The sequence below is a fragment of the Actinocrispum sp. NPDC049592 genome (assembly GCF_040675465.1).
Lineage (GTDB): Bacteria > Actinomycetota > Actinomycetes > Mycobacteriales > Pseudonocardiaceae > Kibdelosporangium.
Window position 1 is genome coordinate 112,235 of the sequence record NZ_JBFAPA010000027.1, and the last position, 25,370, is coordinate 137,604.

Consider the following 25,370-nt stretch of genomic DNA (forward strand, 5'->3'; position numbering starts at 1 on the left):
CCGCGCAGCCGACCGGGCGGTTGGGCATCACCATCGTCCAGCCGGTGACCGACTCGATCGGGTTCGACGTTCGCGAGGCCGATGTGCACCGTGGTCAGATTCGGGCCGAGCAGGCAGGCGATGCGGGCCGGTCCCCATCGTCGGACCCGCCGGACCTTGATGATCCGTCACTCAGCGCGCCCTTCCGGGGCACTGGTGCGGATATCGCAATCCACTCTGGACCAGGGCGCTCCTTCCGCATTCCAAGATCATCGATCACGTGTCGCAACGTTCACTTTCTTTCAGGGCAGTACACCTAACCGACCAAGCCCATCTCGTAGGCGATGATCACGAGGTGGACGCGGTCGCGGGCGTCTAGTTTGGTGAACAGCCGCGCCACATGCGCCTTCGCGGTCGCCACCGTGATGTACAACTCGGCCGCGATCTCGCTGTTGGACCGGCCGAGGCCGACGAGGGTCAGCACCTCGGTTTCCCGTTCGGTGATGCCGTCGGTCGAACGCCTGGCGGTCTTGGCGGGGCGGCCGACGAAGTCCGCGATCAGGCGCCGCGTGACGCTCGGCGCGATCAGCGCGTCCCCGGCGGCGACCACGCGGATCGCGCCCAGGATGTCCTCCAGGGCCATGTCCTTCACCAGGAACCCACTCGCCCCGGCCTGCAGTGCGCCATACACGTACTCGTCCTCGTCAAAAGTCGTCAGCACCAGCACGTGCGGCGGTTCGGGGGCCGCGACGATCTTCTGCGTTGCCTCGATGCCGTTCACGCCGGGCATCCGGACGTCCATCACCACCACATCAGGCCGGAGGTCCTGGACGAGCTGGATCGCCTCGGCGCCGTTCGAGGCCTCACCGACCACTTCGAGGTCGTCGGTGTCGGCGATGAGCACACGCAGGCCGTTGCGGATCAACGGCTGGTCGTCGGCGAGAACGATGCGGACCGTCACCGCACCCCCATCGGCACCGGGATGCGGGCGGACACCTTGAACCCGCCCTCCGGCCTGGGCCCGGCGGAGAAGTCGCCGTCGAGCAGGGCGACCCGTTCGCGCATCCCGGGAATGCCATACCCGGCGCCCTCGCTGCCGCCCCGGCCCTCGTCGGTCACCTCGATCAACACCTCCTCGTCCCGCTGGTCGATGAGCACGTCACATCTTGACGTGCCCGCGTGCCGCACCACGTTGGTCACGGCTTCCTGGATGATCCGGAACGCCGACAGGTCGATGTCCGGCAGGAGCGGGCGTCGGTCGCCACGCCACTCGATGTCGACCTTCACGCCCGCTTGCCGGGAGCGCGCGACCAGACCGTCGAGATCGGCCAAGCCCACCGCGGCCGGCACGGGGTCGTCGCGGCGCAGTGCGGTGAGCATCCGGCGGAGCCCAGCGAGGGTGTCCCGGCTGGTCTCCTCGATGGCGCGTAAGGCATTGCGGGCCTCGGCGGGCTGGGTGTCGATCACCCGGCCGCCCATCCCGGCCTGGAACGCGATCACGCCGATGCTGTGCGCGATCATGTCGTGCAGCTCCCGCGCGATCCGCAGCCGCTCGGCCTGCACCGCCTGGATCTCGGCCTGTTCCCGCTGGGCGTCGCGGTACTGGCGGCGCAGGCGGATCGCGGTCCCGGTCAGCCACATCGTGATCATCAGCAGACCGATGGAGGTCGCCACACTGCTGGTGTTGCCCGGGTCCTTGACGGCGGACACGGTGAGCTGGGCGGCGAACGTCAGGACCGCGGCCGGGATCGACACGCGTGGCCGGACCCGGGCCGTGATGGTGGCCACGACCAGGTCCATCGTCATCATCTGGACGTACCGGAGGTTGGCGTCGGCCCCGGGCACGGACGCCACCGCGACCAGCAGCAACTCGGCGAACTGCACGCCCAGCACGACCCACGGCCAGCGGCGCAGACCGAAGAACGGCAGCACCAGCGCCACCAGGAACAGCAGGTACGGCGTGCCGTCGAACGCGATCGGCACGGCCAGCGCGACCGGCGAGAGCGCGACCGTGATCCCTGCTGTCACGGTCCGCACCTGTGCCGGGATTCTGCTGGTCAACGAGGCGGACATGCGGCGATCGTAACGAGGCGGCCGGCGGCCGGGCATCGGCTCGCGGACGTACGCCCACGGGCTACATCCGGCCCTGGCCAATGTGATCGCCGGGCCGATGATTCGCCGGCCACGAACCGGCAGTGTTTTCGCCGTGATCAAACGACGCCGACTGCTGACCGCCCTTGCCGCCGCCATGGTGACCGCGGCTCCGGCGGCGGCCACCGTACTGGCCGCGCCGGGCGATGTGCTGCTGACGCCACCCACCGGAACCGCCGGGTGGCTGGCCGACCGCCGGCATCTGCCCGATCCTTCGTCGGCCGATCCCGTTGCGGTGTCGGGGTTTCTGACGGCCGCGGGGGAGGCCGAGCAACGCGATCTGGTCACCGCTTACCCAGGGGTCGTAGGCGCGTTGGACGGCGCTCCGCCTGCGTTGCGGTACGAGGCGAACCGGCGGGCGATGCAGGCGGCCGGGGCGCCGTACGACCAGCAGGCCGGGCAGTTCCTGCTGTTCGACCCGCGCGGTGATGGCTTGGTGGCGCAGGTGTTCGGCGACCTGTCCACGGCCGACCGGATCGCCGTCCTGGTGCCCGGGGTGAGCACCAGGGCGGTCGACTTCTGGACGGGTTTAGGCGGCCGGCGCTACCGGTCGTTGGCAGTGCAGGCTTCGGACTTGTACCGGTCGGCCGGTTCGGATCGGTTCGCCGTGATCGCGTGGCTGGGCTACGACACTCCGGATGGATTGGGCCTGGCCGCCGTCCGGGAGGATGTTGCCCGGGCGGGGGCGGTGGCGTTGGAGCGGTTCGTGGCCGGGCTGACCATCATCCGTCCACATGCGACTCTTGCCTTGCTGGGCCATAGTTATGGATCTACCGTGATCGGGCTCGCCGCTTCTCGATTACCCTGGCAGGTGACCGATATCGCGGTGTACGGAAGCCCGGGGATGGGGGTGGTTTCCGCTGCCGGGCTTGGGACCTCGGCGCGGGTGTGGGCGGGCCAGTCCGAGCACGACTGGATCCGGTGGGTGCCCGGCGTGCGGATCTTCGGGCTGGGCCACGGCACCAAACCCGCGGATCCTTCCTTCGGTGCGCGGGTGTTCAGCACGGCGGATGTGACGGACCATGACCACTACCTGAGTCCGGGCACCGACTCACAGGCCAACCTGACCCGGATCGCGCTCGATGGGGAGGCGAAGTGACATCCCGGGACCAGTCGGTGGACGCGCTGCGGGCGTTCGCGATCGGCGGTGTCGTGCTCGGGCACTGGCTGGTGTCGGCCGTGGTGAGCGACCCCTACCAGCCCACGGCGCTGCATCTGGAGAGTCCCTTATCGACTGCGCATTTCCTTGTGCCGGTGACATGGGTATTGGAGACACTTGGGTTGTTCTTCTTCGCGGGTGGGTTCGCATCGACCCGGAGTTCTTCGCGACTTGACGCCTTGCCGTGGCTGATGTCCCGGCTGTCCCGCTTCCTCAAACCGGTCCTGGCGCTCGGCTTGCTCTGGGCGGCGGCACTGTTCTTGCTGGCCCGGATCCACGCTCCTGCCACCACTCAGGATCTGGTGTGGGCGTTGGTGTCGCAGCCGATGTGGTTCCTGCTGGTACCTGGTGCTGACCTTGCTCACGCCCTGGCTCCGCGCGATCTTTGTCCGATGTGGACTCTGGACGGTGCCGGCTGCGGTGGCCGTTGTCGCGGCGGCGGATGTCTTTCGGCCGTTGCCTTCCTGGTTACAGCTTCTGGTCGTGCCGGTGGGGTGGGCGGTGCCGTACCTGTTGGGGATCGCGCTGGCCGAGGACCGGCTGCCGCGCAGGGCTGGCATTGCGCTGCTCGTGGTGGGCGTTGTCGCTGGGGCTGCTTTGGTTCTGGTGGCTGGATATCCGGCCAGCGCGGTCGGGGTGCCTGGGGATCCTTGGTCGAACCTGTCTCCGCCGTCGCTGTTCGCGCTGGCTCTGGCCGTGGCCCAGATCGGCGCTTTCCTTCTGCTGCGGCCATGGTTGACCGCGCGGTGGACGCCGGTAGCCGTGCTCAACCGGTCCGCGATGACGGTGTACTGCTGGCATCAGACGGCGTTGCTGCTGGTCACGTTCTCGGGCCTGTTGTTCGGCCGTGTGCCTGGCCTGCTCGACCCGCCGACCGGCGCCTGGCCTTTACACAGGCTGGTCTGGTTACCCGTGTTCGCTTTCGTCCTCGCCTGTTTGGTGCGGGCGTTCCGGCGGATCGAGGTTCAGAACCAGGGCTCGTTGGTGACCTGAACCGCCGTGCCTTCGTCGGCGGCCTGCTCGATGGCGAGGGCGATGCGGTGGTCGTGGATGCCGTCCGCGAGCGGGTAGGGCTCGGGGCCGTCGCCGGTGGCCCAGGCGGCGGTGTCCTTCAGCAACGTGGCGATCGCGATGTCCTCGTCGTTCCAGCGCTTGCCCTGATAGGGGTTGCGGTAGAGGACCGTGTCGCCGAACGTGACGTGGTCGGTATCGAAACCGTCGAGATCCAGGTCGTAGCCGGTCTGCCGGCGCACGATCGGGGTCCGCGCGATCGTCTTGCCGTCCAGGAGCCTGATCACTTCCTGGTCGTGCAGTTCGCCTTTTGTGCCGCGGACCAGGAGCCTGCGGGCCAGCAGCTGGTTGTGCCACTGGTTGTCGGTGAAGTCGTACAGGCCGAAGCCCTGGTCGAACGCGATCGTGGCGATGGTCGTGGTCGCCGGTTTGATCTCGACCGGATCGGCCCAACCTTCGCGGGACAACGGGTCGGCCAGCGGCGCCGTGGTCCGCACCGCCCGGACCTCAGCTGACCCTCGCTGGACGCCGAGGAATGTGCGGATGAGCGAGATCGCGTGGTACTGGTGGGTCGACGAGACGTCCACGCGGGTCGGTTCGCCGATCACACCCCGCCGTACGAGGGTGAGCCGGGCGGCGTGCGCGGGCATGCGGGTGTACTGCTCCGCGACCTGCACCAACCCGCTCTCCCCCACCTTCCGCCACAGCTCCCGCAGCCCATCCACATCCGGCGCGGGCGGCGTCTCCGCAAGCACCCGCACACCCCGCTCCACCAACTCCACGATCAGCCCCGGCGTCACCGCCCATGGCACCGCCGTCACCACGAAGTCCGGCTTCGCGGCCAGGCACTCGTCCAACGACGTGAACACCGGCACCGGCAGGGTCTTCGGGCTGCGCGACACCACGCCAACACACTCCAGCCCGTCCGTTGCCAGGCGCCAGAAGTACTCGGCCCGCCACCCGGAGCCGACGATCGCGAACTTGGTCACGGGACCATCCAACCATCGGCCCATGGGCCCGGGCGCTCGGATCAAACGTGCGGAACGCCCAGGATGATGATGTATCCCAGCGCTCCGATCACCAATCCAAGACAGTACGGCGCCGCCCTGTCCTTGTCGTCCGCCCACAAGTACAAGATGAAGGAGAAACCAGCGGAAAGAACCAGCTCCACAATGGGAATGGAGGTCGACAGGTTGAGCAGTTGCATCATCACCGCACCCACGGCGGCCATACCCAATGTCGCCAGCCACAGCGGCAGCGAATCAACGCTCCTGGCAAGCGCTTTTGCGTCATCGCCGGCCTGGTGATCATTGTCGCCGGTCGTGCCGTCCGTCGCCGTGTTGTCGCGGTCACGGCCAAGCTTCGGCGCGACGACGAAAGTGAGCACCATCAAGGGCAACAGCACTGCGGCGAAGCTACGCAGCCCCGACAGGAACCCGTCCGAGAACGCCCGGGCGACGAAGAACGTCGCCAGTGCGCCAAGAAATCCCGGAGCAACGATGAGGGCCGTCCACATAATGGCGTGAATGATATTTCTGGCCAGGTTGTCGTTCCGGTTCGAAACCGCGTCACCAGAAGTCACGATCGCCTCCATCCATCGCGCGACCACATTTGTGCACAGATCGTCGCAGCGATCAAGAATGTCGTTACCGACGTCATGCGACCGTTATGACATCAATTGCGGACAGCCCGTGAAACAATCTCCAAAGCTCGCGAACATCGTCTATTCATGCCAGATCTTCAGGGGTGTCGACGTCCGCGGTCTCCCCGGCGCGCGCGGGCACTTCGATCAACGGCAGGGCGCCGAGGACGGACTTGAGCGACTTACCCGCCGCGCCGGGCGGGACGGCCTGCCGCAAGGCGGACAGCCGCCAGACGCCGTGCATCCACTGGAGGTAGCCCTCATCGTCGACCAGGATGGCGCCCGCCGCGCCGGGGTTCGCATCCAAAGTGGACCGCAGGCGGGGCACGGTGTCCGTGGCGATACCAATGAGGTCACCGGCGAGGATCGCAACGTGGGTGTCACCGGAGTGGTCGATGGCAACGTGGGTGTCACCGGGGTCTTCGACGGCGACCTGGGTGTCACCGGCGTCGTCAACGACAAGGTGAACCTCGCCGGGGTCGTCAACGGCCACCTGGATGTCGCCGGGATCGCCAACGGCAACGTGGGCGTCACCGGGGGCATCAACCGCAACGTCGGTGTCACCGGGGTCGTCGACGACAACGTCGGTGTGGCCGGAGTCGTCAACGGCAACGTGAACCTCGCCGGGGTCGTCTATGGCGATATGGGGCTTGTCGAGGGCGGCGAGGCCAGCGGCGAGGGCGGCGAGTGGGCCGGCGCCGGGTGGGTCTTCGCGGACCCAGACGACCGGCGCCTGGATGTCGCGGCGGGGGCCGACTACGACGATCGGGTCGGCGCCGGTCACCGCGTCCAGCGACCTTTCCAGCAGCGTCTGGCCGTTGACCCTGAGCATGACCTTGTCCACGCCGCCCAATCGGGTGGCTTTCCCACCCGCGAAGATGATCGCCGCGAACCGCACCCCCGCATTGTCCTCGACGGCCGCGCGGCGCTATCTTCGGTCCAGCGCGTTGGGTACGCGCCGCGACTCGCCGGAAGGCTCGAAGCCACCCCGTTGGTGTCAGGTTGCCGCGCCCCCGCCTGTGCGAGTCCGGGTGGTGAGCGAGGTCCCGATGAAGACGCTGCCCGACAACCCCCATCTCGACCACCTGCGCCGCCAGGCCAAGGACCTGCTGGCGGGTCTGCGTGACTCCGACCCGGCCGCGTCGCTGGCCGACGCGCAGGCGTCCTTGGCCGAGCAGTATGGGTTCCGGACCTGGGCGGAGCTGAAGGCCGAGGTGGACCGTCTGCAGGGCGGCGCCGAGACGGCCGATCCCACGCTGGCCGCGCAGATCGCCGCCCGGTTCGAGCTGGGCGCCCCGACCGGGCCGATGCGCTCGCTGTCCCGCCCGGACGAGATCGGCCGCCGTTGGCTGCTGGAGACCGTCCGTGGCCGCTGGGCTGCGCGCACAGTCGACGACGTCTACCCGGTGACCGACGGCGAACACAACACCCGCTTCCAGGAAGCCGCCGCGCGAGCGGACGTCCACCTGCCGGCTCCGATCCGCAGCCGCACGGGCGCGGGGGTGGAGACCATCGGCGGCAACCGGTGGCGCGTCTACGAATGGCTGCGCACCGGTCCCCCGCTGGCGGCTCCGGTCAGCGCTGCCATCACCCGTCAGGTCGGCGAAATCCTTGCCACGCTGCACGCTGTGCGCTTCCCCGCGGACGGCATCTGCCCGTGGAACGCCCGGCTGCTCGGACCGATCGAGCAGTTGCCCGGACCGGTCCGCGAGCCGGCGTCCATTGGGGACGGTGCACCCGCCACAGAACCCGTGCTGTGCCACAACAATCTCAACCCCGGAAACGTCCGCGTTGGCGCGGGCGGGCGGCTGGTCGTCACCGGTTGGGAACACGCGAGCGGCCTGCCACCCGAGTGGGAACTGGCCGCCGCCCTTGCCTCCTGGACCATCAACCCCAACGGCGGCGTCAACACGACCGGCGCCCGCGCCCTCATCGACGGCTACCGAACCCGCGCCGGCATCCTGCCCCCGTTGTCCCTCAACGCATTCCGCGGCGCCGCGATCGGCCTGCTGAACTACGTCACCGGCCAGCTCCAGCTCGCCCGAACCGCCACCACGCTCGAAGACCGCCGCTTCGCGGACCGCAACACCCACCACCTCCTCACCCACCTGCCCACCCGAGCGACCTACGAACAGGTCCTCGCCGCAGCACTGGAATGAACCCCGGGCTGGAAGAATCGGCGCCGTGGTGGGAACAACCGTCGCGGCGCTGATCGCCGCCGCAGCAGCGATCCTTGGCGGCGTGCTGACCGCATTCGCCACGCGGTCGGTCGAGCGGCTGCGCCAGCACGCGGCCATGGTGGAGAAGGCCGAGGAGCGCCGGCTGGCCGCGATCGAGACCTTCATCCTGGCCACCACCACCTGGCTGGACTGGCTCGACTACATCCGCCAGGACGGCTGGCGGGACAAGCACGACGAGCTGAGCGCGCGGGTACGCGTCCGCGACGAGGCCTACCGCCGGCTGTTGCTGCTGGCGCCGGACGACCTGCATCAGTGGCTGAAAACCGTATACCTGCCGCTGGAGTTGCAGGTCCGCGAAACGTATGTCCACGAACTGCGCGCCGATCCCGAACCCCGCGTCAGCGAGGAGGCGCTGGCCGTCCGCCGTGAGTTCAGCACGTTCCTGCGCAACGAACTGGTGGACCGGATGCGGCCGGAGGTCAAGCGGCTGCGCGACCCGCTCGGCTAGCTCACAGCAGCCGGGTGGCGTAGGGGACGATGCCGCCGTAGCGGACCGGGGCGATGCGGACGCGGGAGCCGGAGTAGGGAGCCTCGATCATCTGGCCGTTGCCGATGTAGAGGGCGACGTGGTGGATCCGGCCGCCGGTGGCCCAGAACAGCATGTCGCCGGGGGCCATCTGGGACAGCGGGACCCGGCGGCCCGCAGTGGCCTGGTAGCCGCTGTAGTGCGGGAGGCCGATACCGACACCGGCGAAGGCGTAGATCATCAGGCCGGAGCAGTCGAAGCCGATCTTGTTGTAGTCGCCGAACAGGTCCGCCACGCCGCCGTCGCGGATGCCTCGGGTGGGCCCGTTCGCGTTGCCGCCGCCCCACGCGTAGGGCATGCCGAGCTGGGCCAACGCGCGCGCGATGACGATCTGGGCCGCGTTGCTGCCCGCCGCGGGACGGCCGATGACGGGACGACTGGGGCGGCCCGGCCGGTTCCCAGCAGCAGCGGCTGCCGCGGCTGCCGCGGCGGCTTTGGCGCGTTCCTCGTCTTCCTTCTGTTTGGCGGCCTGCCACTCGCGGTACCGCTGCAGCTGCGACTCCAGGTCACCGACCTTGGCCTGCGCTTCGGCCAGCAGCTGCTCGGTGTTCTCCTTGTCCTCCATGATCTGCTTGGCCTGCGACGCCTGGGAACGGCGGGCTTCCTCGGCTGCGGCCGTCGCGGCGTCGGCGACGCGCTTGGCGTCCTCGGCTTGGGCCTGTTTGGCGTTGGCGACGTTGACCGCCGCGCGCGCCAGGGAGTCCTTGTTGGCCTGTTCGACGCGGGCGCGTTGCATCCGGTCGAGGGCGTCGAGCTGGCTGCCGCTCACCGCGTTCAACAGGGCCGCCCGGTCGAGGATGTCCTGCGGGCTGCGGGCGCCGATGAACGCGGTCATCGAGCCGATCGTGCTGCCCTGCCGGAAGCTGGCCGCCGCGAAGTCGTCGACCTCCTGGTGGATCCGGTCGATCGCGGCCTGGGCGGCGTCCGCCTCCTGCCGGGTCGCGGCGGCCTCGGCCTTGGCCTTGTTCGCCGCCGCCCGGGCGGTGTCGAGGTCGACGAGGGCCTTGTTGGCGTCCTCCATCTTCAGCTCGACGTTGGCCTGCAGGTCGGTCAGCTTGGTCTCGGCCGCCGCCAGCTGGTTGGCCAGCTCGCCGACCCGGCCCGCCTTGCTGTCCCGGTCGTTCTTGCTCGCCTGAACCTCCTGGTCGGAGGGCTTCGGCGGGGGAGGCGGCACAGCCAGCGCCGGCTGGGCGGTGGCGAGCAGCAGCGCGAGCGCCACAAGGGCCCTAGGAAGCACGACCACCCCTTCCGCCACATTGGAAACTTAGTTACCGTGCCTCACAAAATCCTCTTTGGACACCCATGACGTGCGAAAACAACCCGATCGAGGGACCCGAGGGGTCAGCAGGCAGGATGTCGGGCATGCGCAAGTGGATGGGGGCCGCGGTCGGCGCCGCGGGCTTGGTCGTCCTGGTAGCCGGAACGTTCCTGCCCTGGTCAAGGTCCGGAATGACCTACCGTGACAGCTATGAGTCGCTGGGCGTGCTGCGAGAGCTCGGGTTCATCGGGAACGTCGTGACCGTGTGGGTGGCTATGATCCCGGTCGCCGCCGTCACGATCGCGCTGTTCGCCCTCGGACTGCGCCGGTCGGCCGCTATCGTCGCGGCCATCTTGTCGATAATCGTGGGAACGATCTCGGGGGTGGCCGCCGTCCAAGGGGCGGACGAGGGCGATCTGATCGGCATAGCGAGCTCCGGACCGGCCACCACAACGGCCGGGTCGGCGCTGGCGCTGCTGGGGGCCGTGATCGTGCTCGCAACCCGGCGCACACGCGTCGCACAGCAAAGAACAGCAGGAGGGGAACCGTGACCTACCCGCCACAAGGCGGCCAGTGGCAGCCGAACGATCCGAACCAGCAGTACCCCCAGCAGCCATACCCAGGCCAGCCGAGCGTTCCCTTCCCCGCCCAGGGCCAGCAGTACCCCCAGCAACAGCCCTACCCCCAGCAGCAGCCGTACCAGCAACAACAGCCCTACCAGCAGCCGATGTACGACCAGTACGGCCAGCCGATGCAGCAGGGCTACGGCTATCCGCCGCCGCCGAAGCGCAAGCGCACCGGCCTGATCGTCGGCTCGGCGATCGCCGCCGTCGCGGTCGCGGCCGGAGCGGTCGTCGCCGTGGTCGCGCTCAACCAGAGCCAGGTGAACGAGGGCTCGGCCAACCCGCAGGACGCGGCGCTGAAGCTGGTCAGCGCGGTGGGCAGCGCGGACGTCGCGGGCGTGCTGACCTCGTTGCCGCCGGCCGAGAGCGCCCTGCTGCGCGACCTGAACTCGCAGGCCACCGAGGAGTTCAAGCGCCTGGAGGTCTACAAGAAGGACGCCGACCCGGACAAGGTCGCCGGCCTGGACATCAAGACCAGCAACCTGCGCTTCGACGACGCGCAGAAGCAAGAGGTCAACGACCACCTGACGATCACCAAGCTGGTCGACGGCCAGATCGAGGTCAACTCGGACCTGAGCAAGCTGCCGTTCACCGACAAGTTCCTGGACATGGCGTTCCCCAAGGGCGCGCCGAGCACGTCCAAGACGCAGAAGATCGACATCGGCAAGCAGGTGCAGCGCTCGAAGAAGCCGATCCGGATCGCCACGGTCAAGGTCGGCGGCGAGTGGTACCCGAGCCTCTTCTACACGATCGCCGACTACGCCCTGCAGGACGCGAAGAAGCCGTGGCCCAAGACCCCCGTCGCGGCCAAGGGTGCGGGCAGCCCGGGTGAGGCCGTGCGCGGTGTCGCCGACGCGGCCCTCGACGCCGACCTCGAGCGCGTGATCGAACTGATGCCGCCGGACGAGCTGGGCGCGTTGCACGACGCCGGCCCGGTCCTGCTGCAGGCCATCGCGGGCAGGACCAAGCCGACCGGCGCGAAGATCACCAAGCTGGAGACCGACACCAGCTCGGTCACCGGCGGCACCAAGGTCACCCTGCGCGAGCTGGAGGTCACCGCCGACGGCGAGACCGTCCACATTGTCCGCAAGGGCGACTGCTACGAGGGCACCGCCGACGGCAAGACCGACCAGCTGTGCGCGGCCGACGCGGTGAAGGAGTTCGGCGGGAAGAAGATGCCCGCGGGCGCCAAGCAGGCGCTGACCCACCTCACCGAGGGCCTGTTCAAGAACGGTCTCGGCGTGGTCACCACCGAGGTCGACGGCAAGTGGTATGTCTCGCCTGGCCGCAGCTTCTTCGAGGTCGTGCTGACCGCGTTGCGCAGCCTGCAGCCGTCGGACATCGAGGCCCTCGCCAAGGGTGGCCGCTAACCGTCGATGAACTCGACGCGGTTGCCCACCGGGTCGTAGGTGTGGAAACGCCTGCGGCCCGGGATCTCGGCCGGGTCGGGCCACACAACCTCATATCCCGCCCCTGACAGGGCGGAAGCGACAAGATCAAGGTCCACCACGAACGCGGGGTGGGCCTTTCTTGCCGGCCGGAAGTCCGCCTCCACGCCGACGTGCAGCTCCCCGTCCGGGCCGCCGCGGCCGGGCACCTGGAACCAGCAGCCCCCACGCGCGGCCAGCAACGGCGGCTTCGCCAGCTCCGGCCAGCCGAGCAACCCGTGGTAGAACTCCCGAAGTCGATCTTCGCTGCCCGCCGGACACGCGACCTGTACATGGTGAATCATGTCTCGTCACCCCCACCTTGAGCCCTAATACAGGACAAGCGTACTGTTAAGCGCAAGAGGGGTTGCGTCTGCGGACCCGGGCGGGGTGCGCGAGACTCGGCCCAACCCTGAACTGACTTGCTGCCACCCGTTCACTGGCGCGCGAGATGGAGTTGTTGACGTGACAGGTTTTAGCCAGCCCCCTGCGGGGGCGCCCACCCCCACCGGACCTGCGAGCAAGGACAGCTTCGGTGCCCGCGGCACGCTGACCGTCGGCGACACCTCCTACGAGGTGTTCCGGCTGAACGCTGTCGACGGCGCCGAGCGCCTGCCGTACAGCCTGAAGATCCTGCTGGAGAACCTGCTGCGCACCGAGGACGGTGCGAACATCACCGCCGGCCACGTGCGCGCTCTGGCCGGCTGGGACCCGACCGCGGAGCCCGCCACCGAGATCCAGTTCACCCCCGCCCGGGTGGTGATGCAGGACTTCACCGGTGTGCCGTGCATCGTCGACCTGGCCACCATGCGCGAGGCCGTCACCCAGCTGGGCGGCGACCCGGACAAGGTCAACCCGCTCGCCCCGGCCGAGCTGGTCATCGACCACTCGGTGATCGCCGACATCTTCGGCCGCCCGGACGCGTTCGAGCGCAACGTCGACCTGGAGTACGAGCGCAACAAGGAGCGCTACCAGTTCCTGCGCTGGGGCCAGACCGCGTTCTCCGAGTTCAAGGTCGTCCCGCCGGGCACCGGCATCGTGCACCAGGTGAACATCGAGCACCTGGCCCGCGTTGTCATGACCCGCAACGGTCAGGCGTACCCGGACACCCTCGTCGGTACCGACTCGCACACCACCATGGTCAACGGCATCGGCGTGCTCGGCTGGGGTGTCGGCGGGATCGAGGCCGAGGCCGCCATGCTGGGCCAGCCGGTGTCGATGCTGATCCCGCGGGTGGTCGGGTTCAAGCTGCACGGTGAGCTGCCCGCCGGCGCCACCGCGACCGACCTGGTGCTGACCATCACCGAGATGCTGCGCAAGCACGGTGTGGTCGGCAAGTTCGTCGAGTTCTACGGCACCGGCGTTTCGGCTGTGCCGCTCGCGAACCGGGCCACCATCGGCAACATGAGCCCGGAGTTCGGTTCCACCTGCGCGATCTTCCCGATCGACAGCGAGACCGTGGACTACCTGCGGCTGACCGGCCGGTCCGAGGAGCAGCTGGCCCTGGTCGAGGCGTACGCCAAGGAGCAGGGCATGTGGCACGACCCGTCGGTCGAGGCCGCGTACTCCGAGACCCTCGAGCTGGACCTGTCCACTGTGGTCCCGTCGATCGCCGGCCCGAAGCGCCCGCAGGACCGGATCGAGCTGGCGACCGCGAAGCCCGCGTTCCGTGCCGCGCTGGGCAGCTACGTGTCGCACACCGACGCCCCTCCGGCGTCCGCTGTGGACGAGGCCGTCGAGGAGACCTTCCCGGCCAGCGACCCGATCGCGGTGCACGAGGGTGAGAACGGCGGCGGCAAGCCGGTGCACTCGGCCGCGACCGGCAGCGAGGGCCGCCCGTCCGCGCCGACCACGGTCACCGTGGACGGCAACACCTTCGAGCTGGACCACGGTGCCGTGGCGATCGCCGCGATCACGTCCTGCACCAACACGTCCAACCCGTCGGTGATGATCGGCGCCGCCCTGCTGGCCCGCAACGCCGTGAACAAGGGCCTGGAGCGCAAGCCGTGGGTGAAGACCACCCTGGCGCCGGGTTCCAAGGTCGTCATGGACTACTACGAGCGCGCGGGCCTGCTGCCCTACCTGGAGAAGCTCGGCTTCCACCTGGTCGGCTACGGCTGCACCACGTGCATCGGCAACTCCGGCCCGCTGCAGGACGAGATCTCGCAGGCCGCGCAGGACCAGGACCTCGCGCTGGTGTCGGTGCTGTCCGGCAACCGGAACTTCGAGGGCCGGATCAACCCGGACATCAAGATGAACTACCTGGCCAGCCCGCCGCTGGTGGTGGCGTACGCGCTGGCCGGGTCGATGGACCTGGACATCGTCAACGAGCCGATCGGCACGGGTTCGGACGGCAAGCCGGTGTTCCTGGCCGACATCTGGCCGTCGCCGCAGGAGGTCCAGGACGTGGTGTCCTCGGCGATCTCCTCGGAGATGTTCACCAACGACTACGCCGACGTGTTCAAGGGCGACGACCGGTGGCGTTCGCTGCCGACGCCGACCGGCAACACCTTCGAGTGGGACGCCGACTCGACCTACGTGCGCAAGCCCCCGTACTTCGAGGGCATGCGGAACGAGCCGTCGCCGGTCACCGACATCGCCGGTGCGCGGGTGCTGGCCCTGCTGGGCGACTCGGTCACCACCGACCACATCTCCCCGGCGGGTTCGATCAAGGCCGACTCCCCCGCGGGCAAGTACCTCACCGAGCACGGCGTGGAGCGCAAGGACTTCAACTCCTACGGTTCCCGCCGCGGCAACCACGAGGTGATGATCCGCGGCACCTTCGCCAACATCCGGCTGCGCAACCTGCTGCTGGACGACGTGCAGGGCGGCTTCACCCGCGACTTCCTGACCGAGGGTGCCCCGCAGACCACCATCTACGACGCCTCGGTGGCCTACGCCGAGGCCGGTGTGCCGCTGGTTGTGTTGGCGGGCAAGGAGTACGGCTCCGGCTCGTCGCGTGACTGGGCCGCCAAGGGCACTTCGCTGCTGGGCGTGCGCGCGGTGATCGCCGAGTCGTTCGAGCGCATCCACCGGTCCAACCTGATCGGCATGGGCGTGCTGCCGCTGCAGTTCCCCGAGGGCGAGACCGCCGCCTCCGTGGGCCTCGACGGCACCGAGACGTTCGACATCAGCGGGATCACCGAGCTGAACTCCGGCTCGACCCCGCGCACCGTCAAGGTGGTCGCGACCAAGGCCGACGGCGGCAAGGTCGAGTTCGACGCCGTCGTGCGCATCGACACGCCTGGTGAGGCGGACTACTACCGCAACGGCGGCATCATGCAGTACGTGCTGCGCAAGATGGTCCGTTCCTGAGGTTGGCGTTGAAGGCGCCGCCGGGACTCGTTCCCGGCGGCGCTTTCGCTCGTCAGGACACAGTTGCGGAATTGACGAAGCCGTCGAAGAGCCTGTCGGTGGTGACGTCCCAGGTCCTGGATGGAGCTGACAGTGACACGTAGTACACGGTCGAGTTCTGCTGCCAGTACAAGATCCGGGTACGACGGCTGACATCAAGGCGGAGGTCCTGGAAGTCCCAAAGCACGGCAGGGTGAGATCTGAAGGTCTGTGCCGCCAAGAGAATCCGGGTATATCCCGGCCTGTTCGCAGCAGCGGCATCCGCAGCCTGTCTGTCGGCCAGCAGGTCGGAGCCCGTCGCCTGCCCCCCACCCAGCCGCAGGATCGCCTCACCAGGGCCGCGCGCCTCGGTGACCGCTCCGGTCTGGGTGGTGGCGGTCCAGCCCGGCGGCAGCAGCGTGGACAGGCCAAGCGGGGCCGCGATCGGCATGGGCGGTGGCGATGCCTCGCTCGCTGTCGGCGCCGACTGGGGCACGGGCGACGGGCCGCCGGTGGCGCGGCCCGAGTTGTTGTCCGCTGGTTGTTCCGCCGTCGGCTGGGCCGTAGGCGGCACGCGGGTCACGTCGGCCACCTGCTGGGCGCCGGTCCTCGAGTACTGGATCGCGACGACGGTTCCGACCAGCAGCACCGAGAACGCCATCCCGATCGCGAGGACCAGCCGCGGCCGGAAGATCTTTTGTGGGCGTTCTTCCAGGCGTTTCGCGATTCTTTTCGGGATCTCCAGTTCCGGGCGGACCGGATTGGTGATCGAGAACATCGGCGTGGTCCGGAAGAACGCGTTCTTCAGGTCCGCCCGGAACTTTGTGTCAGGCACCGGGGCCTCCGGCGGGGACCGGTTCGGCCTCGTCGTTCCGCGGGATCGCGGGGCGCATTCTGGCACCGATCTGGTTGATGATCACCGGCGCGCACACGCCGACCGCGATCGCCCCCATCGGGCCGCTGACCTGCTCGGACATCCCCGCGGCGGCGGCCAGACCCGCGCCGAGCAGAACCCTGAGCACCACCGAGAACACAATCGCGCCAAGACCCGGTTCACCCGGGATCTTCCACGGCAATGTGTTCGCTCGTTGATAGGCGATCAACAGATGCGACGCCTCCACGCCGAACCCGCCGAACGCCCCCCACCACAGCCCCTCGATGAAGGTCACCAGGTCCTCGATCCACCCATAGCACCGGTATCCGTGTCCGGATATCGGCAGTGAATCGAGCGGGCGTTAGCTTTGCCGGGAAATCACCCGAAGGGGGCCGCCGCGTGGCCGGAGCGGTGTCGAGCTGTATCCCCGACAGCTCGCCAGGTCCGGCCGCACGGCGGCGCTACCTCCGACCCTACGCGTCATCGGCCGGGCAAGCTCGGGCACATGGCCCATTCGGGCGATCCCGGGTCGCAGACCTGCGACGAGGGGCGTGGCAAGCCGTCCGCGCTCGCGCGTGTCTGGATACGTAACGGTTCCCTAATGTGCGCGACCGGTCCGTGCGGCGGGCGCGAGGCTACGGTCGCCGGGTGTCACGTTCGCAATGGCTCCGGGCCGCTCTGCTGGCCGCGCCGGGGCTGATCCTGGCCGGGTTCGGTGTGTTCCACCCGGCGCCGCTCGAGGTGGACACCGCTCAGTGGTGGACGACCTTGCACGTGTTGCTGCTACCGGTGTTCCCGCTGCTGGCCGCGGCGCAGTGGGTTCTGCTGACGGGTGCGCCAATGGTGTTGCGGTGGGCTGGGCGGGTGGCGGCGTTCGGGTTCGCGGCGTTCTACGGCGGGCTCGACGCGGTCGCCGGGATCGCCGCCGGAACCGTGGCGCACACCCAGCACGTGGTCGGCCCGGTCACCTTCGCCGTGTTCGGCATCGGTGACACGCTCGGCTACATCGGCGCGGCCTGCTTCCTGGCCGCGAACGCCGTCATCGTGGCCGCGATCGCGCTGCGCGTGGGCTGGCGGGTGCTGCCTGGGGCCGTGTTGCTGCTGGCCGCGAGCGTCTCGTTCCTCGACAGCCACATCTTCTGGCCGCGGGGCGTGGTCACGATGGTCGCGGTCGCCGCCGGGATGTTCCTGCTATCGGTGTACGTCACGGCTAGTCCTCGGATGTCTGTTCGGCAAACTTCCTTCGGGCAGCCTTGACCAACGTTTACAGCCCTGTAATGATCGGATGTCCTTCCGCCGCCTGGACCACGATGAGAGGCGATGGGGCATGCGGTTTCGATGGCGGCTGGTGTGGATTTTCGTGATCCTGGCCGGCCTGCTCAGCGCTCCGGTGAGCGCGGAGGTGCAAAACCCGAGACAGGCCTGGTTACGGGCGTCGACGGCCGGGCTTTTCCTGCACTGGGGCATGTTCACCGCGCCGCGGCACCTGGACTGCGCGGCCTGGGAACACGACGTGACGGCGGGCGGGTGGACGCCGGACTACTGGGTGGACGAGGCGCGCAAGCTCGGCGCGTCCTACATCGTGCTGGCGACGTTCCACAGCCGCCTCGGGTACGCGCGGCCGTGGCCGTCGGCGATCCCGGGCAGCTGCTCGACCCAGCGTGACCTGCTCGGTGAGCTGGTCACCGCGGGCAAGGCGAAGGGCGTCAAGGTCATCCTCTACATGACCGACGACCCGCAGTGGCACAACGAGGCGGGCATCGAGACGCTGAACTCGGCCGCGTACTCGGCCTACAAGGGCCACCAGGTCGACCTGACCACCCGGCGCGGCTTCGGCGAGTACAGCTACGACCTGTTCTTCGAGGTCATGAAGCGGTACGACGACCTCGCCGGGTTCTGGATCGACAACGACAACGAGTACTGGGAGGACAACCACCTCTACGAGCAGATCCGCCAGATCCGGCCGTCCTGGTTGCTGAGCAACAACAACGAGGACACGCCGATCATGGACACGGTCAGCAACGAGCAGAAGACCGGCATGACCCCGGCCTACGACTACCCGCAGGCCGCGTGGACGCCGATGCCCCGGCTGGTCGAGGCGGACTACAAGCTGCCGACCGTCGGCGACTGGTGGTACGACGGCGCCGACCACCCGGTCGACTTCCGGCTGTCCACCGGGCGCTACATCACCAACGCGGGCTCGTCGATGAAGTCGCTGATGGCCGAGACCCCGATGGTGAACGGGAAGTTCCCGCCCAGCCAGGAGGAGTTCAACAACTTCATGGCCTCCTGGGTGCCGCCGATCGAGAAGTCGCTGGGCGGCACCGAAGGCGGCGGGTACATGTACGGCGGCATGGCGCCCGGGTTCTGGAACGACGGTGCGCACGGCGTGATCACCGTCAAGCCGGGCACCCGGACCCAGTACGTGCACGTCGTCACGAGACCCCGTACTGACATGCTTCGCTTGCGGGACAACGGGTACCTGGTGGACAGGGTGACCGACCTGCGGACCGGGCAGCGGATGCGGTTCGCCCAGTCCGGCGGCTATCTGTCCATCTTGGACATCAAGAACTGGGACACCTACGACACCGTGTTCCAGGTGGACACCCTCGGCCAGGCCTTCTACTACGACAACGTCAAGGCCACGGCGTCCTCGGCGAAGGACGGGTTCCCGGCGAGCAATCTGACCGACGGCAGCTACGAGAAGTACTGGGACGCCAACGGCCAGTTCCCGGCGTCGATCACGCTGGACCTCAAGGACCGCAAGGATGCCACGTATCTCGCGGTGAACCAGCGGGAATGGTCGCCGACCTACTCGCGGTCGTCGTTCGGCCGGCCCGAGGACTCCGCGCGGATCAAGGACTACCGGGTGTCCACAAGCGACGACGGCCAGCACTGGACCGCGGTGCGAAGTGGAGCGATGCCCAGCGCCCGGGGTACCCAGTTCATCGACCTCGGCGAGCAGCATGCCCGTTACATCAAACTGGACGTGCTCAACACCTGGGCCGGACCGCAAGCGCCGCTTTACGTCAACCGGTTGCTGATCGACGAGATCAAGGTGGCGCACGGCTATCCGTGGTCACCGTTCACCGCCGTGCCGCTGGAGGCCGAGTCGGCGCACCGCGAGGGCAGGCTGGACCTGTGCCGGTACTGCTCCGGCAACCTCCAGGTCCTCGGCGGGGCGACGTACACCAACGCGACCGTGGCTGAGGCTGGCGACTACCGGTTGGAGTTGAACACAACCGCCGACCGCGCCACCTCGATGTCGGTGCGGGTCAACGATGGCGCGCCGATCACCGTGCCCATCGCCGCTTCGCCGGCACCTTCGCCGACCGCGATCCCGGTGACGTTGAAGGCGGGCGCGAACAAGATCTCGGTCACCGGACAAGCGGGCCTCGACCGGATCGCGATCTCGCCGCTGCCCCCGGCTTCGTACACCCCGACGACCACGCTGACGGTCGAACCCCATGGCATCCAATGGGTCGCGCCCGGCCAGCAGTCGATGAAGGTGACCGCGAAGCTCCGGCTCGACGTGGACGACCCGATCACCAACATCACCCTCGCCCCGACCGTGCCCGCGGGCTGGACGGTCACCGGGAACCCGGTCACCGCACAGACCTTGCGGCTCGGCCAGACGGTGTCCGGCGAGTGGACGCTCACCTCACCGCCGGGCGTGGACATCGGTTCGGCCACCGCGCCGGTGTCGGCGGCGTTCCAGTTCCTGGGCCGGGCCAAGAAGGTCTCGACCAACATCCAGGTCAGGACCCGCCCTGCCGACCGGGTGTTCATGCGCGAGGCCGAGGACTCCAGCAACAACATCGGCAACGCCGGTCTGACCAGCTGTGGCCCGTGTTCCGGTGGCGAGAAGGTGCGCAACATCGGCGGCGCACCGGATGCCTTCGTCCAGTTCGACAATGTCGTTGTGGACACTGCCAAGCAGTACACGTTGTACATCGACTTCACGGTCAACGGGCCGCGGTCGTACTTCGTGTCCGTGAACGGCGGGACGCCGGTGAAGGTCTCCGTGGACGGTCAAGGCAACAACACGCCTTACACCACAACGGTTCCGGTCACGTTGAACGCCGGAGCCAACTCCATCAAGATCTTCAACGACCAGGAGGGGGCGCCGGACCTGGACCGGATCTCCCTGGGTTAAGCGGCAGGCGTGGGAGATGCTGGCAGCCCCAGCATCTCCCGCGCGCTGGCCATCGCCCGTTCGATCCGCTCACGCTGCGCCTGAATGAGCGGGTAGCAGACCAAGGTCAACGCGCCGAAGAAGCCCATCGCGATCGCGGCCACCACCGACTGGTCGACTACCACGTAGACGAACACCGCCGCCGCCAGCAACAGGATCATCAGGCACAGCGTGGTGGCCGCCGAAAGCGGCTTGAGGCGCCGACGGCCGTAGTGGTCGACCGCGCGCCAGCTCCGGCCGGAACTCGGTCCGGCCGCGCAACACGATCTGCTGGACCTCCACCATGTCCGGCGGCGTCAGCCCGGCCGGGAACCTGTTGTGCTCGGCCCGCACGCTCACGACGTTCGGCCAGAGCATCGCCACCGCTGCGATAACCGGCCTCATCAGGAAGTCCGACAGTGTCAGCTCCCGGTCCATCAGCCCTCAGAACAACGCCAGCAGCGGCGCTTCGACGGCACTCAGCACCACCGCTACCAGAACCGGGTGCTCGAGTTGCTTCCGCGCGAATGACGAACCGATCATCTCTGCCCCAAGGGTGCTACAACCGGCGTTGCCAGTAGCTCCTGCGCGTTCTTCAACGCCGTCTGCTGCCGTCTGCGAGCCTTCAGCGCGGACGGACAGCACGCGAACGTCCCCGCGGCGAAGACCAGCATCACGATCAGCTGCCGGGTCGCGGGCATCTCCGGCACCGGCAGCAGACCAAGCACCACCAGCGCGGCCCCCAGGACCGGCAGGAGGATGTCCGGGCGCTTGTTGAGCAGACGCTCGCTGTAGTGGATCACCACGGGCGCCAGGTCACGCCGCCCAACCTGCCTGCCCAGCCAGTGTGAGTGTGGTCGAGGTCGCCAGCCAGACCCCGGCCGACACCACCGGCGCGATGGCGAAGGCCATGCCGAAAGCCATCAGCACCGGCCGGGCCAGCTGTTCCTCGAGAATCCTCAGGCCGATCATCTTCTCCCCCAAAGCTCACATTCCCGCCAGACCAGACAGCGGTTCTTGCTGTTTTCTTGTGGTCCGGCACCACTAGGAGTTCCGGACCATCTCCTCGGCCCTCTTCAGCGCCTCGCCATGACGTTTACGTGCCTTGCGGACGGCCGGGTAGTAGGCGAAGGTGACCGCGGCGAACAGCAGGGCCAGCCCGACGAACCAGACCTTGGCCGGGCCGGGCACGGTCTTGGGCCCGACGATGGCCACCAGCAGCAGGACGCAGCCGCCCACCAGCATGAAGATGTCCGAGCGCTTGCGCATCAGGCGCTGGCTGTAGAGGATCGCGGCGAACGCCAGCCGGGGCCGGGCCAGTTCCGTGCCCAGCCACACCGTCCGGCGGACCTCGTCGGCCTCCTCGTCGGTCAGCACCTCCGGCATCAGCTTGCTGTCCATGCGCGCGGACACCACGTTGACCCCGGTTACCAGGGCCAGCAAGCCGACCAGCACCGCCAGGTAGTCCTCCAGCGTGACATCCACGCTCAGGCCGAACGTCACCATCAGCGCCAGCAGCGGCGCGAAGATGACCGCGAACGCCAGCGACGTTGAGAACGGCCGCCGGTGCTTCGCCTCGGCGATCACGGCCGTGACCGGCCTTGTCCCCCTCATGACCATGCCTCCCCCACGCACGAGTGAAGGCAAAGGTTGCCACAAGTTGCGGCAAACCCCGTGGCGATTTCCGGATTGGCCCGTTCGGCCCTCAGGTCTGGTAGCCGGGGCCGGGTTCGGGGGTCACCCGGTCAGCGGAAACCTCCTTGCCGCAGTTGCCGCATGCCACGTAGGTCTCGGTGATCTCGCCGCAGTCGTTGTGCCGCAGCAGGATCGGCGGGCCTTCCGGGCCGGCGAGGTACTTGTCGCCCCAGCGCATCAGCGTCGCGATGGCCGGGAACAGGTCCCGGCCGGCCGGGGTCAGCCGGTACTCGTGCCGGTCCGGGTCGGCGGCGTACCGCACGCGGTCCAGCAGGCCCGCCTCGACCAACGTCTTGAGGCGCGCCGAAAGGGTGGGCCTGGGGATGGACAGGTTGCGCGCGAACTCGCCGTAGCGCCGGACCCCGAAGAAGGTCTCCCGCAGGATCAGCAGGGTCCAGCGTTCGCCGACCAGCGCCAGGGTCCGGGCCGCCGAGTCCGCCTCGAAGCGGTGCCGCAGCGCATCTTTCATAGCGCCAGCACGAGTTTGCCGGTGTTGCCGCCCGCGAACATGTCCAGCAGCGCGTCCGGGAACCTCTCGATCCCGCCGGAGACGGTGTGCTCCAACGACTTCAGCCTGCCGTCCGTGAGCCACGCGGCCAGCTGGACCGCGGCCTCACCGAAGCGCTCGGCGTAGTCGGAGAACACGAACCCGGTCATCGACGCCCGGCTCACCAGCAGCTGCATGTAGTTCGACGGGCCCTTCGGCCGGGATTCGGCGTTGTACTGGGACACCGCGCCGCAGAGCACGATCCGCGCGCCGCGGGCCAGCCGGGCCAGCACGTCCTCCAGGATGGTGCCGCCGACGTTGTCGAAGAACACGTCGACGCCCTTGGGCGCCAGCTCCTTGAGCCGGGCGCGGACGTTCTCGGACTTGTAGTCGATGGCCGCGTCGAACCCGAGCTCGTCCAGCAGCACCGCGCTCTTCGCGGCGCCACCGGCGATCCCGATCACGTGGCAGCCCAGGATCTTGGCGATCTGCCCGGCCACGCTGCCCACCGAACCGGCGGCCGCGGACACCACGACGGTGTCGCCTTCCTTGATCTTGCCGACGTCGATCAGTCCAAAGTAGGCGGTGAACCCGCTGACCCCAAGCACGCCAAGGTGAACCGGCGCGGGTGCGAGCGAGGTGTCCACCTTGGACACACCAGTGCCGTCCGAGATCGCGAAGTTCTGCACACCCCAGACGCCGTACAGCGTGTCACCCACGCAGTAGTCCGGGTGCCGGGACTCGATCACCGTGCCGATTCCCGCGGCACGCATGACCTCGCCGATCTCCACCGGCGGCACGTACGAGCGGCCCGCGTTCATCCAGGAGCGCATCGCCGGATCCAGCGACAGGTACTCGACCTTGACCAGGAACTCCCCCTCGGCCGGCCGGCCGACCGGTTCCTCGGTGTACAGCCAGTTCGAGTGCCGGACGGCGCCCTCGGGCCGGGACGCGAGGCGGTACTGCGCGTTGTGCATCGTTCTCCTACAGCTGGTCGGTCCGGGCGCTCAGGCCGAGCAACAGTTTGCCAGGCAGCTCGAAGCTGGCCTGGTTGACCTGGAAGTGGGCGGTGGCAGTGTGCGCGTCGCGGAACCGGCGCTGCAACGGCGAAGTGTCGTAGATCGCGGCGCCACCACCGAGGTCGTACAGGGACCGCACCACATCCGCAGAGGTCTGGACCACGTGGGTGGCCGCCAGCCGGATACCGGCCTTCAGGTCGTCGGACACGGGTTCGGTGCCCTGCGCGGCCCGCCAGGCCTGGTCGATCGAGTGGTACATGAACAGCCGGGCCGCGCGCAGGGCGGCCTCCGCCTCGGCGACCGCGGCCTGGACCTGGGAGCGCTCCGCGAGGGTGCGGCTGGAGCCGAGGGTCTTCTTGCCACCGGCGAGGTCCGCGAAGTCGTCGATCGCGCCGCGCGCGTTGCCCAGGGCGGCCGCGGCGATCGAGAGCGCGAAGTACCCGAAGACCGGGAACCGGTGCAGCGCGGTGGCTCCGGGCGGTGGACCGTCCACAACAGAGAACACCCGGTGGTCGGGAACGAAGACATCCGTTGCCACACAGTCGTGGCTGCCGGTGCCGCGCAGGCCGCTCGTGTACCAGGTGTCCAGCACCTGCAGATCCGTCTTGGGAATCGCGGCCACCCGCAGCTGACCGTCCACAACGAACCCGGCGAACAACCAGTCGGCATGCGGGATCCCGCTGCAGAAAGCCCACCGTCCACTCAGGAGCACGCCGCCGTCGACGACCTCGCCCTGCCCTCGCGGCGCCCACACCCCGGCGGCCACGGTCATCGGGTCGCCGAAGACCTCCTCGGCTCCCTGTGGCGAGATGTAGGCCGACAGCAGGCTGCTCGTCACGGCGATCGACACACACCACCCCGCCGACGCATCCCCGCGCGCCACGGCCTCCGCCGTCTCCAGGCTGACCGCGGGCGGCGCCTCCGGCCCACCCACCCGCCGCGGCACCCCCGACCGCATCAACTCCGCCTTGGCCAGCTTCTCCACCAGCTCCGATGGCAGCGCGCGCCCTCGTTCCGTCTCCGCCGCCAGCTCCCGGGCCAGCACCGCGGCCTCCCGCGCCGCCCGGTGCATCTCCCCGAACTCGCCACCCGCCCCACTCCGGCCGACCACGGACTCCAGCACGCCATCACCTCGGTTCACTTTTCTTACCGGTTCACTATCTTTACCACCTCGCCCACGGCGGGGCAAACCCCTGGCGCCGACTCGCCACTGCCATCGTTGGGGCTATGGCATTCCTGCACCTCACCGCGATCATCGTCGAGGACTACGACGACGCCATCGCGTTCTTCACCCAGGCGCTGGGCTTCGAGCTGGCCGAGGACTCACCGGCCAGTACCAACGACGGCCGCCCGAAGCGCTGGGTGGTGGTCCGTCCGCCGGGCGCGGAGACCGGGATCCTGCTGGCCCGCGCCGACGGCGACGACCAGATCGCCGCGATCGGCAACCAGCACGCCGGCCGGGTCGGTTTCTTCCTCCGCGTCGACGACTTCGACGCCGGCTACCAACGCATGCGGGCCGCCGGGGTCGAGTTCCTCGGCGAGCCCCGGACCGAGCCCTATGGCCGGGTGGTCGTCTTCCGCGACATCGCCGGAAACCTCTGGGACCTGCTCGGCGACGGCTAGTGCTGTGACCGGATAGGTTCACCGACTCGACGGCCCAGCTTTGCGGTGACATCCAACAGCGCTGACCGCACGGCCGAAAGGCCCAAGTACAACCCGGTACGAGGACCTTCCGGCCGCACGCCCGTGCTGATCAACCCCGGCTGAAAACC

The 25,370-nt window shown here is 68.6% G+C and carries 26 protein-coding genes and 1 pseudogene; 11 read left to right on the forward strand and 16 right to left on the reverse strand.

Annotated features, from left to right (window positions below; genetic code table 11):
• A partial coding sequence (locus AB0J95_RS47540) for a hypothetical protein (RefSeq protein WP_364773076.1) occupies window positions 1-299 on the forward strand: 299 nt, incomplete at its 5' end.
• On the opposite strand, the gene AB0J95_RS47545 is transcribed toward AB0J95_RS47540, so the two are convergent.
• Both AB0J95_RS47545 and AB0J95_RS47550 read right to left on the reverse strand, forming a co-directional pair.
• Window positions 296-940, reverse strand: coding sequence for a response regulator transcription factor (locus tag AB0J95_RS47545; protein ID WP_364772982.1), 645 nt, complete (start codon window positions 938-940; stop codon window positions 296-298). The genes AB0J95_RS47540 and AB0J95_RS47545 overlap by 4 nt on opposite strands.
• Window positions 937-2,052 (reverse strand): sensor histidine kinase, encoded by a 1,116-nt coding sequence (locus AB0J95_RS47550; protein WP_364772983.1) that lies wholly within the window; start codon window positions 2,050-2,052, stop codon window positions 937-939. Before AB0J95_RS47550 ends, AB0J95_RS47545 begins: the two co-directional genes overlap by 4 nt.
• A gap of 133 nt (window positions 2,053-2,185) precedes the next feature.
• Here AB0J95_RS47550 and AB0J95_RS47555 point away from each other — a divergent pair, with 133 nt between their 5' ends.
• Window positions 2,186-3,229: an alpha/beta hydrolase gene (locus AB0J95_RS47555; RefSeq protein WP_364772985.1), complete on the forward strand. Its 1,044-nt coding sequence runs from the start codon at window positions 2,186-2,188 to the stop codon at window positions 3,227-3,229.
• 71 nt (window positions 3,230-3,300) lie between these two features.
• A pseudogene (locus AB0J95_RS47560) lies at window positions 3,301-4,282 on the forward strand (acyltransferase).
• On the opposite strand, the gene AB0J95_RS47565 reads toward AB0J95_RS47560, so the two are convergent.
• The 3 genes from AB0J95_RS47565 to AB0J95_RS47575 form a co-directional block, all read right to left on the reverse strand.
• Window positions 4,255-5,289: a Gfo/Idh/MocA family oxidoreductase gene (locus AB0J95_RS47565; RefSeq protein WP_364772987.1), complete on the reverse strand. Its 1,035-nt coding sequence runs from the start codon at window positions 5,287-5,289 to the stop codon at window positions 4,255-4,257. The pseudogene AB0J95_RS47560 and the gene AB0J95_RS47565 overlap by 28 nt on opposite strands.
• Before the next feature lie 41 nt (window positions 5,290-5,330).
• Window positions 5,331-5,882: a hypothetical protein gene (locus AB0J95_RS47570; RefSeq protein ID WP_364772989.1), complete on the reverse strand. Its 552-nt coding sequence runs from the start codon at window positions 5,880-5,882 to the stop codon at window positions 5,331-5,333.
• Between the two features lie 145 nt (window positions 5,883-6,027).
• On the reverse strand, window positions 6,028-6,840 hold the full coding sequence (locus AB0J95_RS47575) for an NTP transferase domain-containing protein (protein WP_364772991.1): 813 nt from the start codon (window positions 6,838-6,840) through the stop codon (window positions 6,028-6,030).
• A gap of 151 nt (window positions 6,841-6,991) precedes the next feature.
• Here AB0J95_RS47575 and AB0J95_RS47580 point away from each other — a divergent pair, with 151 nt between their 5' ends.
• On the forward strand, window positions 6,992-8,101 hold the full coding sequence (locus AB0J95_RS47580) for a phosphotransferase (RefSeq protein ID WP_364772993.1): 1,110 nt from the start codon (window positions 6,992-6,994) through the stop codon (window positions 8,099-8,101).
• Window positions 8,102-8,126: 25 nt separating this feature from the next.
• Window positions 8,127-8,630, forward strand: coding sequence for a hypothetical protein (locus AB0J95_RS47585; protein ID WP_364772995.1), 504 nt, complete (start codon window positions 8,127-8,129; stop codon window positions 8,628-8,630).
• Between the two features lies 1 nt (window position 8,631).
• Here the strand turns inward: AB0J95_RS47585 and AB0J95_RS47590 are convergent, their stop codons facing one another.
• Window positions 8,632-9,945 (reverse strand): NlpC/P60 family protein, encoded by a 1,314-nt coding sequence (locus AB0J95_RS47590; RefSeq protein WP_364772997.1) that lies wholly within the window; start codon window positions 9,943-9,945, stop codon window positions 8,632-8,634.
• A gap of 125 nt (window positions 9,946-10,070) precedes the next feature.
• Here AB0J95_RS47590 and AB0J95_RS47595 point away from each other — a divergent pair, with 125 nt between their 5' ends.
• Window positions 10,071-10,517, forward strand: coding sequence for a hypothetical protein (locus AB0J95_RS47595; protein WP_364772999.1), 447 nt, complete (start codon window positions 10,071-10,073; stop codon window positions 10,515-10,517).
• Window positions 10,514-11,959, forward strand: coding sequence for a flagellar basal body protein FliL (locus AB0J95_RS47600; RefSeq protein ID WP_364773000.1), 1,446 nt, complete (start codon window positions 10,514-10,516; stop codon window positions 11,957-11,959). Before AB0J95_RS47595 ends, AB0J95_RS47600 begins: the two co-directional genes overlap by 4 nt.
• On the opposite strand, the gene AB0J95_RS47605 is transcribed toward AB0J95_RS47600, so the two are convergent.
• The gene (locus tag AB0J95_RS47605) at window positions 11,956-12,321 is read right to left on the reverse strand and encodes a VOC family protein (RefSeq protein ID WP_364773002.1); all 366 of its coding nucleotides are present in this window, start codon (window positions 12,319-12,321) and stop codon (window positions 11,956-11,958) included. The genes AB0J95_RS47600 and AB0J95_RS47605 overlap by 4 nt on opposite strands.
• A gap of 160 nt (window positions 12,322-12,481) precedes the next feature.
• Between AB0J95_RS47605 and AB0J95_RS47610 the strand changes: the two genes are divergently transcribed.
• The gene (locus AB0J95_RS47610; RefSeq protein WP_364773004.1) at window positions 12,482-15,331 is read left to right on the forward strand and encodes an aconitate hydratase; all 2,850 of its coding nucleotides are present in this window, start codon (window positions 12,482-12,484) and stop codon (window positions 15,329-15,331) included.
• 52 nt (window positions 15,332-15,383) lie between these two features.
• On the opposite strand, the gene AB0J95_RS47615 is transcribed toward AB0J95_RS47610, so the two are convergent.
• Together AB0J95_RS47615 and AB0J95_RS47620 are read right to left on the reverse strand one after the other, a co-directional pair.
• Window positions 15,384-16,184 carry a hypothetical protein gene (locus tag AB0J95_RS47615; RefSeq protein ID WP_364773005.1) on the reverse strand — a complete coding sequence of 267 codons (801 nt, stop codon included), beginning with the start codon at window positions 16,182-16,184 and terminating at the stop codon, window positions 15,384-15,386.
• The gene (locus AB0J95_RS47620; RefSeq protein WP_364773006.1) at window positions 16,177-16,518 is read right to left on the reverse strand and encodes a hypothetical protein; all 342 of its coding nucleotides are present in this window, start codon (window positions 16,516-16,518) and stop codon (window positions 16,177-16,179) included. The genes AB0J95_RS47615 and AB0J95_RS47620 overlap by 8 nt, the downstream gene beginning before the upstream one ends.
• A 353-nt stretch (window positions 16,519-16,871) precedes the next feature.
• On the opposite strand from AB0J95_RS47620, the gene AB0J95_RS47625 reads away from it, so the two are divergent.
• Together AB0J95_RS47625 and AB0J95_RS47630 are read left to right on the forward strand one after the other, a co-directional pair.
• Complete coding sequence (locus tag AB0J95_RS47625; protein WP_364773008.1) at window positions 16,872-17,480, forward strand: hypothetical protein; 609 nt, start codon at window positions 16,872-16,874, stop codon at window positions 17,478-17,480.
• Between the two features lie 70 nt (window positions 17,481-17,550).
• On the forward strand, window positions 17,551-20,379 hold the full coding sequence (locus AB0J95_RS47630) for an alpha-L-fucosidase (RefSeq protein ID WP_364773009.1): 2,829 nt from the start codon (window positions 17,551-17,553) through the stop codon (window positions 20,377-20,379).
• Here AB0J95_RS47630 and AB0J95_RS47635 read toward each other — a convergent pair.
• From AB0J95_RS47635 to AB0J95_RS47665, 7 genes are all read right to left on the reverse strand, one after another.
• Entirely contained in the window at window positions 20,376-20,579 is a 204-nt protein-coding gene (locus tag AB0J95_RS47635) for a hypothetical protein (RefSeq protein ID WP_364773011.1), read from the reverse strand. The two genes, AB0J95_RS47630 and AB0J95_RS47635, sit on opposite strands and share 4 nt — an antisense overlap.
• A gap of 357 nt (window positions 20,580-20,936) precedes the next feature.
• A complete protein-coding gene (locus AB0J95_RS47640) occupies window positions 20,937-21,203 on the reverse strand; it encodes a hypothetical protein (RefSeq protein WP_364773013.1) in 267 nt (88 codons plus the stop codon).
• Window positions 21,204-21,213: 10 nt separating this feature from the next.
• A complete protein-coding gene (locus AB0J95_RS47645) occupies window positions 21,214-21,369 on the reverse strand; it encodes a hypothetical protein (protein ID WP_364773014.1) in 156 nt (51 codons plus the stop codon).
• A 72-nt stretch (window positions 21,370-21,441) separates the two neighbouring features.
• Window positions 21,442-22,011, reverse strand: a complete 570-nt coding sequence (locus AB0J95_RS47650; protein WP_364773016.1) for a hypothetical protein — start codon at window positions 22,009-22,011, stop codon at window positions 21,442-21,444.
• Window positions 22,012-22,102: 91 nt separating this feature from the next.
• Window positions 22,103-22,561: a helix-turn-helix domain-containing protein gene (locus AB0J95_RS47655; protein WP_364773018.1), complete on the reverse strand. Its 459-nt coding sequence runs from the start codon at window positions 22,559-22,561 to the stop codon at window positions 22,103-22,105.
• On the reverse strand, window positions 22,558-23,556 hold the full coding sequence (locus AB0J95_RS47660) for an NADP-dependent oxidoreductase (protein ID WP_364773020.1): 999 nt from the start codon (window positions 23,554-23,556) through the stop codon (window positions 22,558-22,560). The genes AB0J95_RS47655 and AB0J95_RS47660 overlap by 4 nt, the downstream gene beginning before the upstream one ends.
• Window positions 23,557-23,563: 7 nt before the next feature.
• Window positions 23,564-24,721, reverse strand: coding sequence for an acyl-CoA dehydrogenase family protein (locus AB0J95_RS47665; protein WP_364773021.1), 1,158 nt, complete (start codon window positions 24,719-24,721; stop codon window positions 23,564-23,566).
• A 104-nt stretch (window positions 24,722-24,825) separates the two neighbouring features.
• On the opposite strand from AB0J95_RS47665, the gene AB0J95_RS47670 reads away from it, so the two are divergent.
• Entirely contained in the window at window positions 24,826-25,221 is a 396-nt protein-coding gene (locus tag AB0J95_RS47670; RefSeq protein WP_364773023.1) for a VOC family protein, read from the forward strand.
• The last annotated feature ends 149 nt before the right edge of the window (window positions 25,222-25,370 follow it).

Bases quoted from the DNA above. Each gene is read 5' to 3' on its own strand.
- AB0J95_RS47550 (WP_364772983.1), bottom strand. From the start codon at position 2,052: ATGTCCGCCTCGTTGACCAGCAGAATCCCGGCACAGGTGCGGACCGTG.
- AB0J95_RS47580 (WP_364772993.1), top strand. From the start codon at position 6,992: ATGAAGACGCTGCCCGACAACCCCCATCTCGACCACCTGCGCCGCCAG.
- AB0J95_RS47595 (WP_364772999.1), top strand. From the start codon at position 10,071: ATGCGCAAGTGGATGGGGGCCGCGGTCGGCGCCGCGGGCTTGGTCGTC.
- AB0J95_RS47605 (WP_364773002.1), bottom strand. From the start codon at position 12,321: ATGATTCACCATGTACAGGTCGCGTGTCCGGCGGGCAGCGAAGATCGA.
- AB0J95_RS47630 (WP_364773009.1), top strand. From the start codon at position 17,551: ATGCGGTTTCGATGGCGGCTGGTGTGGATTTTCGTGATCCTGGCCGGC.
- AB0J95_RS47635 (WP_364773011.1), bottom strand. From the start codon at position 20,579: ATGATCCTGTTGCTGGCGGCGGCGGTGTTCGTCTACGTGGTAGTCGAC.
- AB0J95_RS47645 (WP_364773014.1), bottom strand. From the start codon at position 21,369: ATGATCGGCCTGAGGATTCTCGAGGAACAGCTGGCCCGGCCGGTGCTG.
- AB0J95_RS47650 (WP_364773016.1), bottom strand. From the start codon at position 22,011: ATGAGGGGGACAAGGCCGGTCACGGCCGTGATCGCCGAGGCGAAGCAC.
- AB0J95_RS47655 (WP_364773018.1), bottom strand. From the start codon at position 22,561: ATGAAAGATGCGCTGCGGCACCGCTTCGAGGCGGACTCGGCGGCCCGG.
- AB0J95_RS47660 (WP_364773020.1), bottom strand. From the start codon at position 23,556: ATGCACAACGCGCAGTACCGCCTCGCGTCCCGGCCCGAGGGCGCCGTC.
- AB0J95_RS47670 (WP_364773023.1), top strand. From the start codon at position 24,826: ATGGCATTCCTGCACCTCACCGCGATCATCGTCGAGGACTACGACGAC.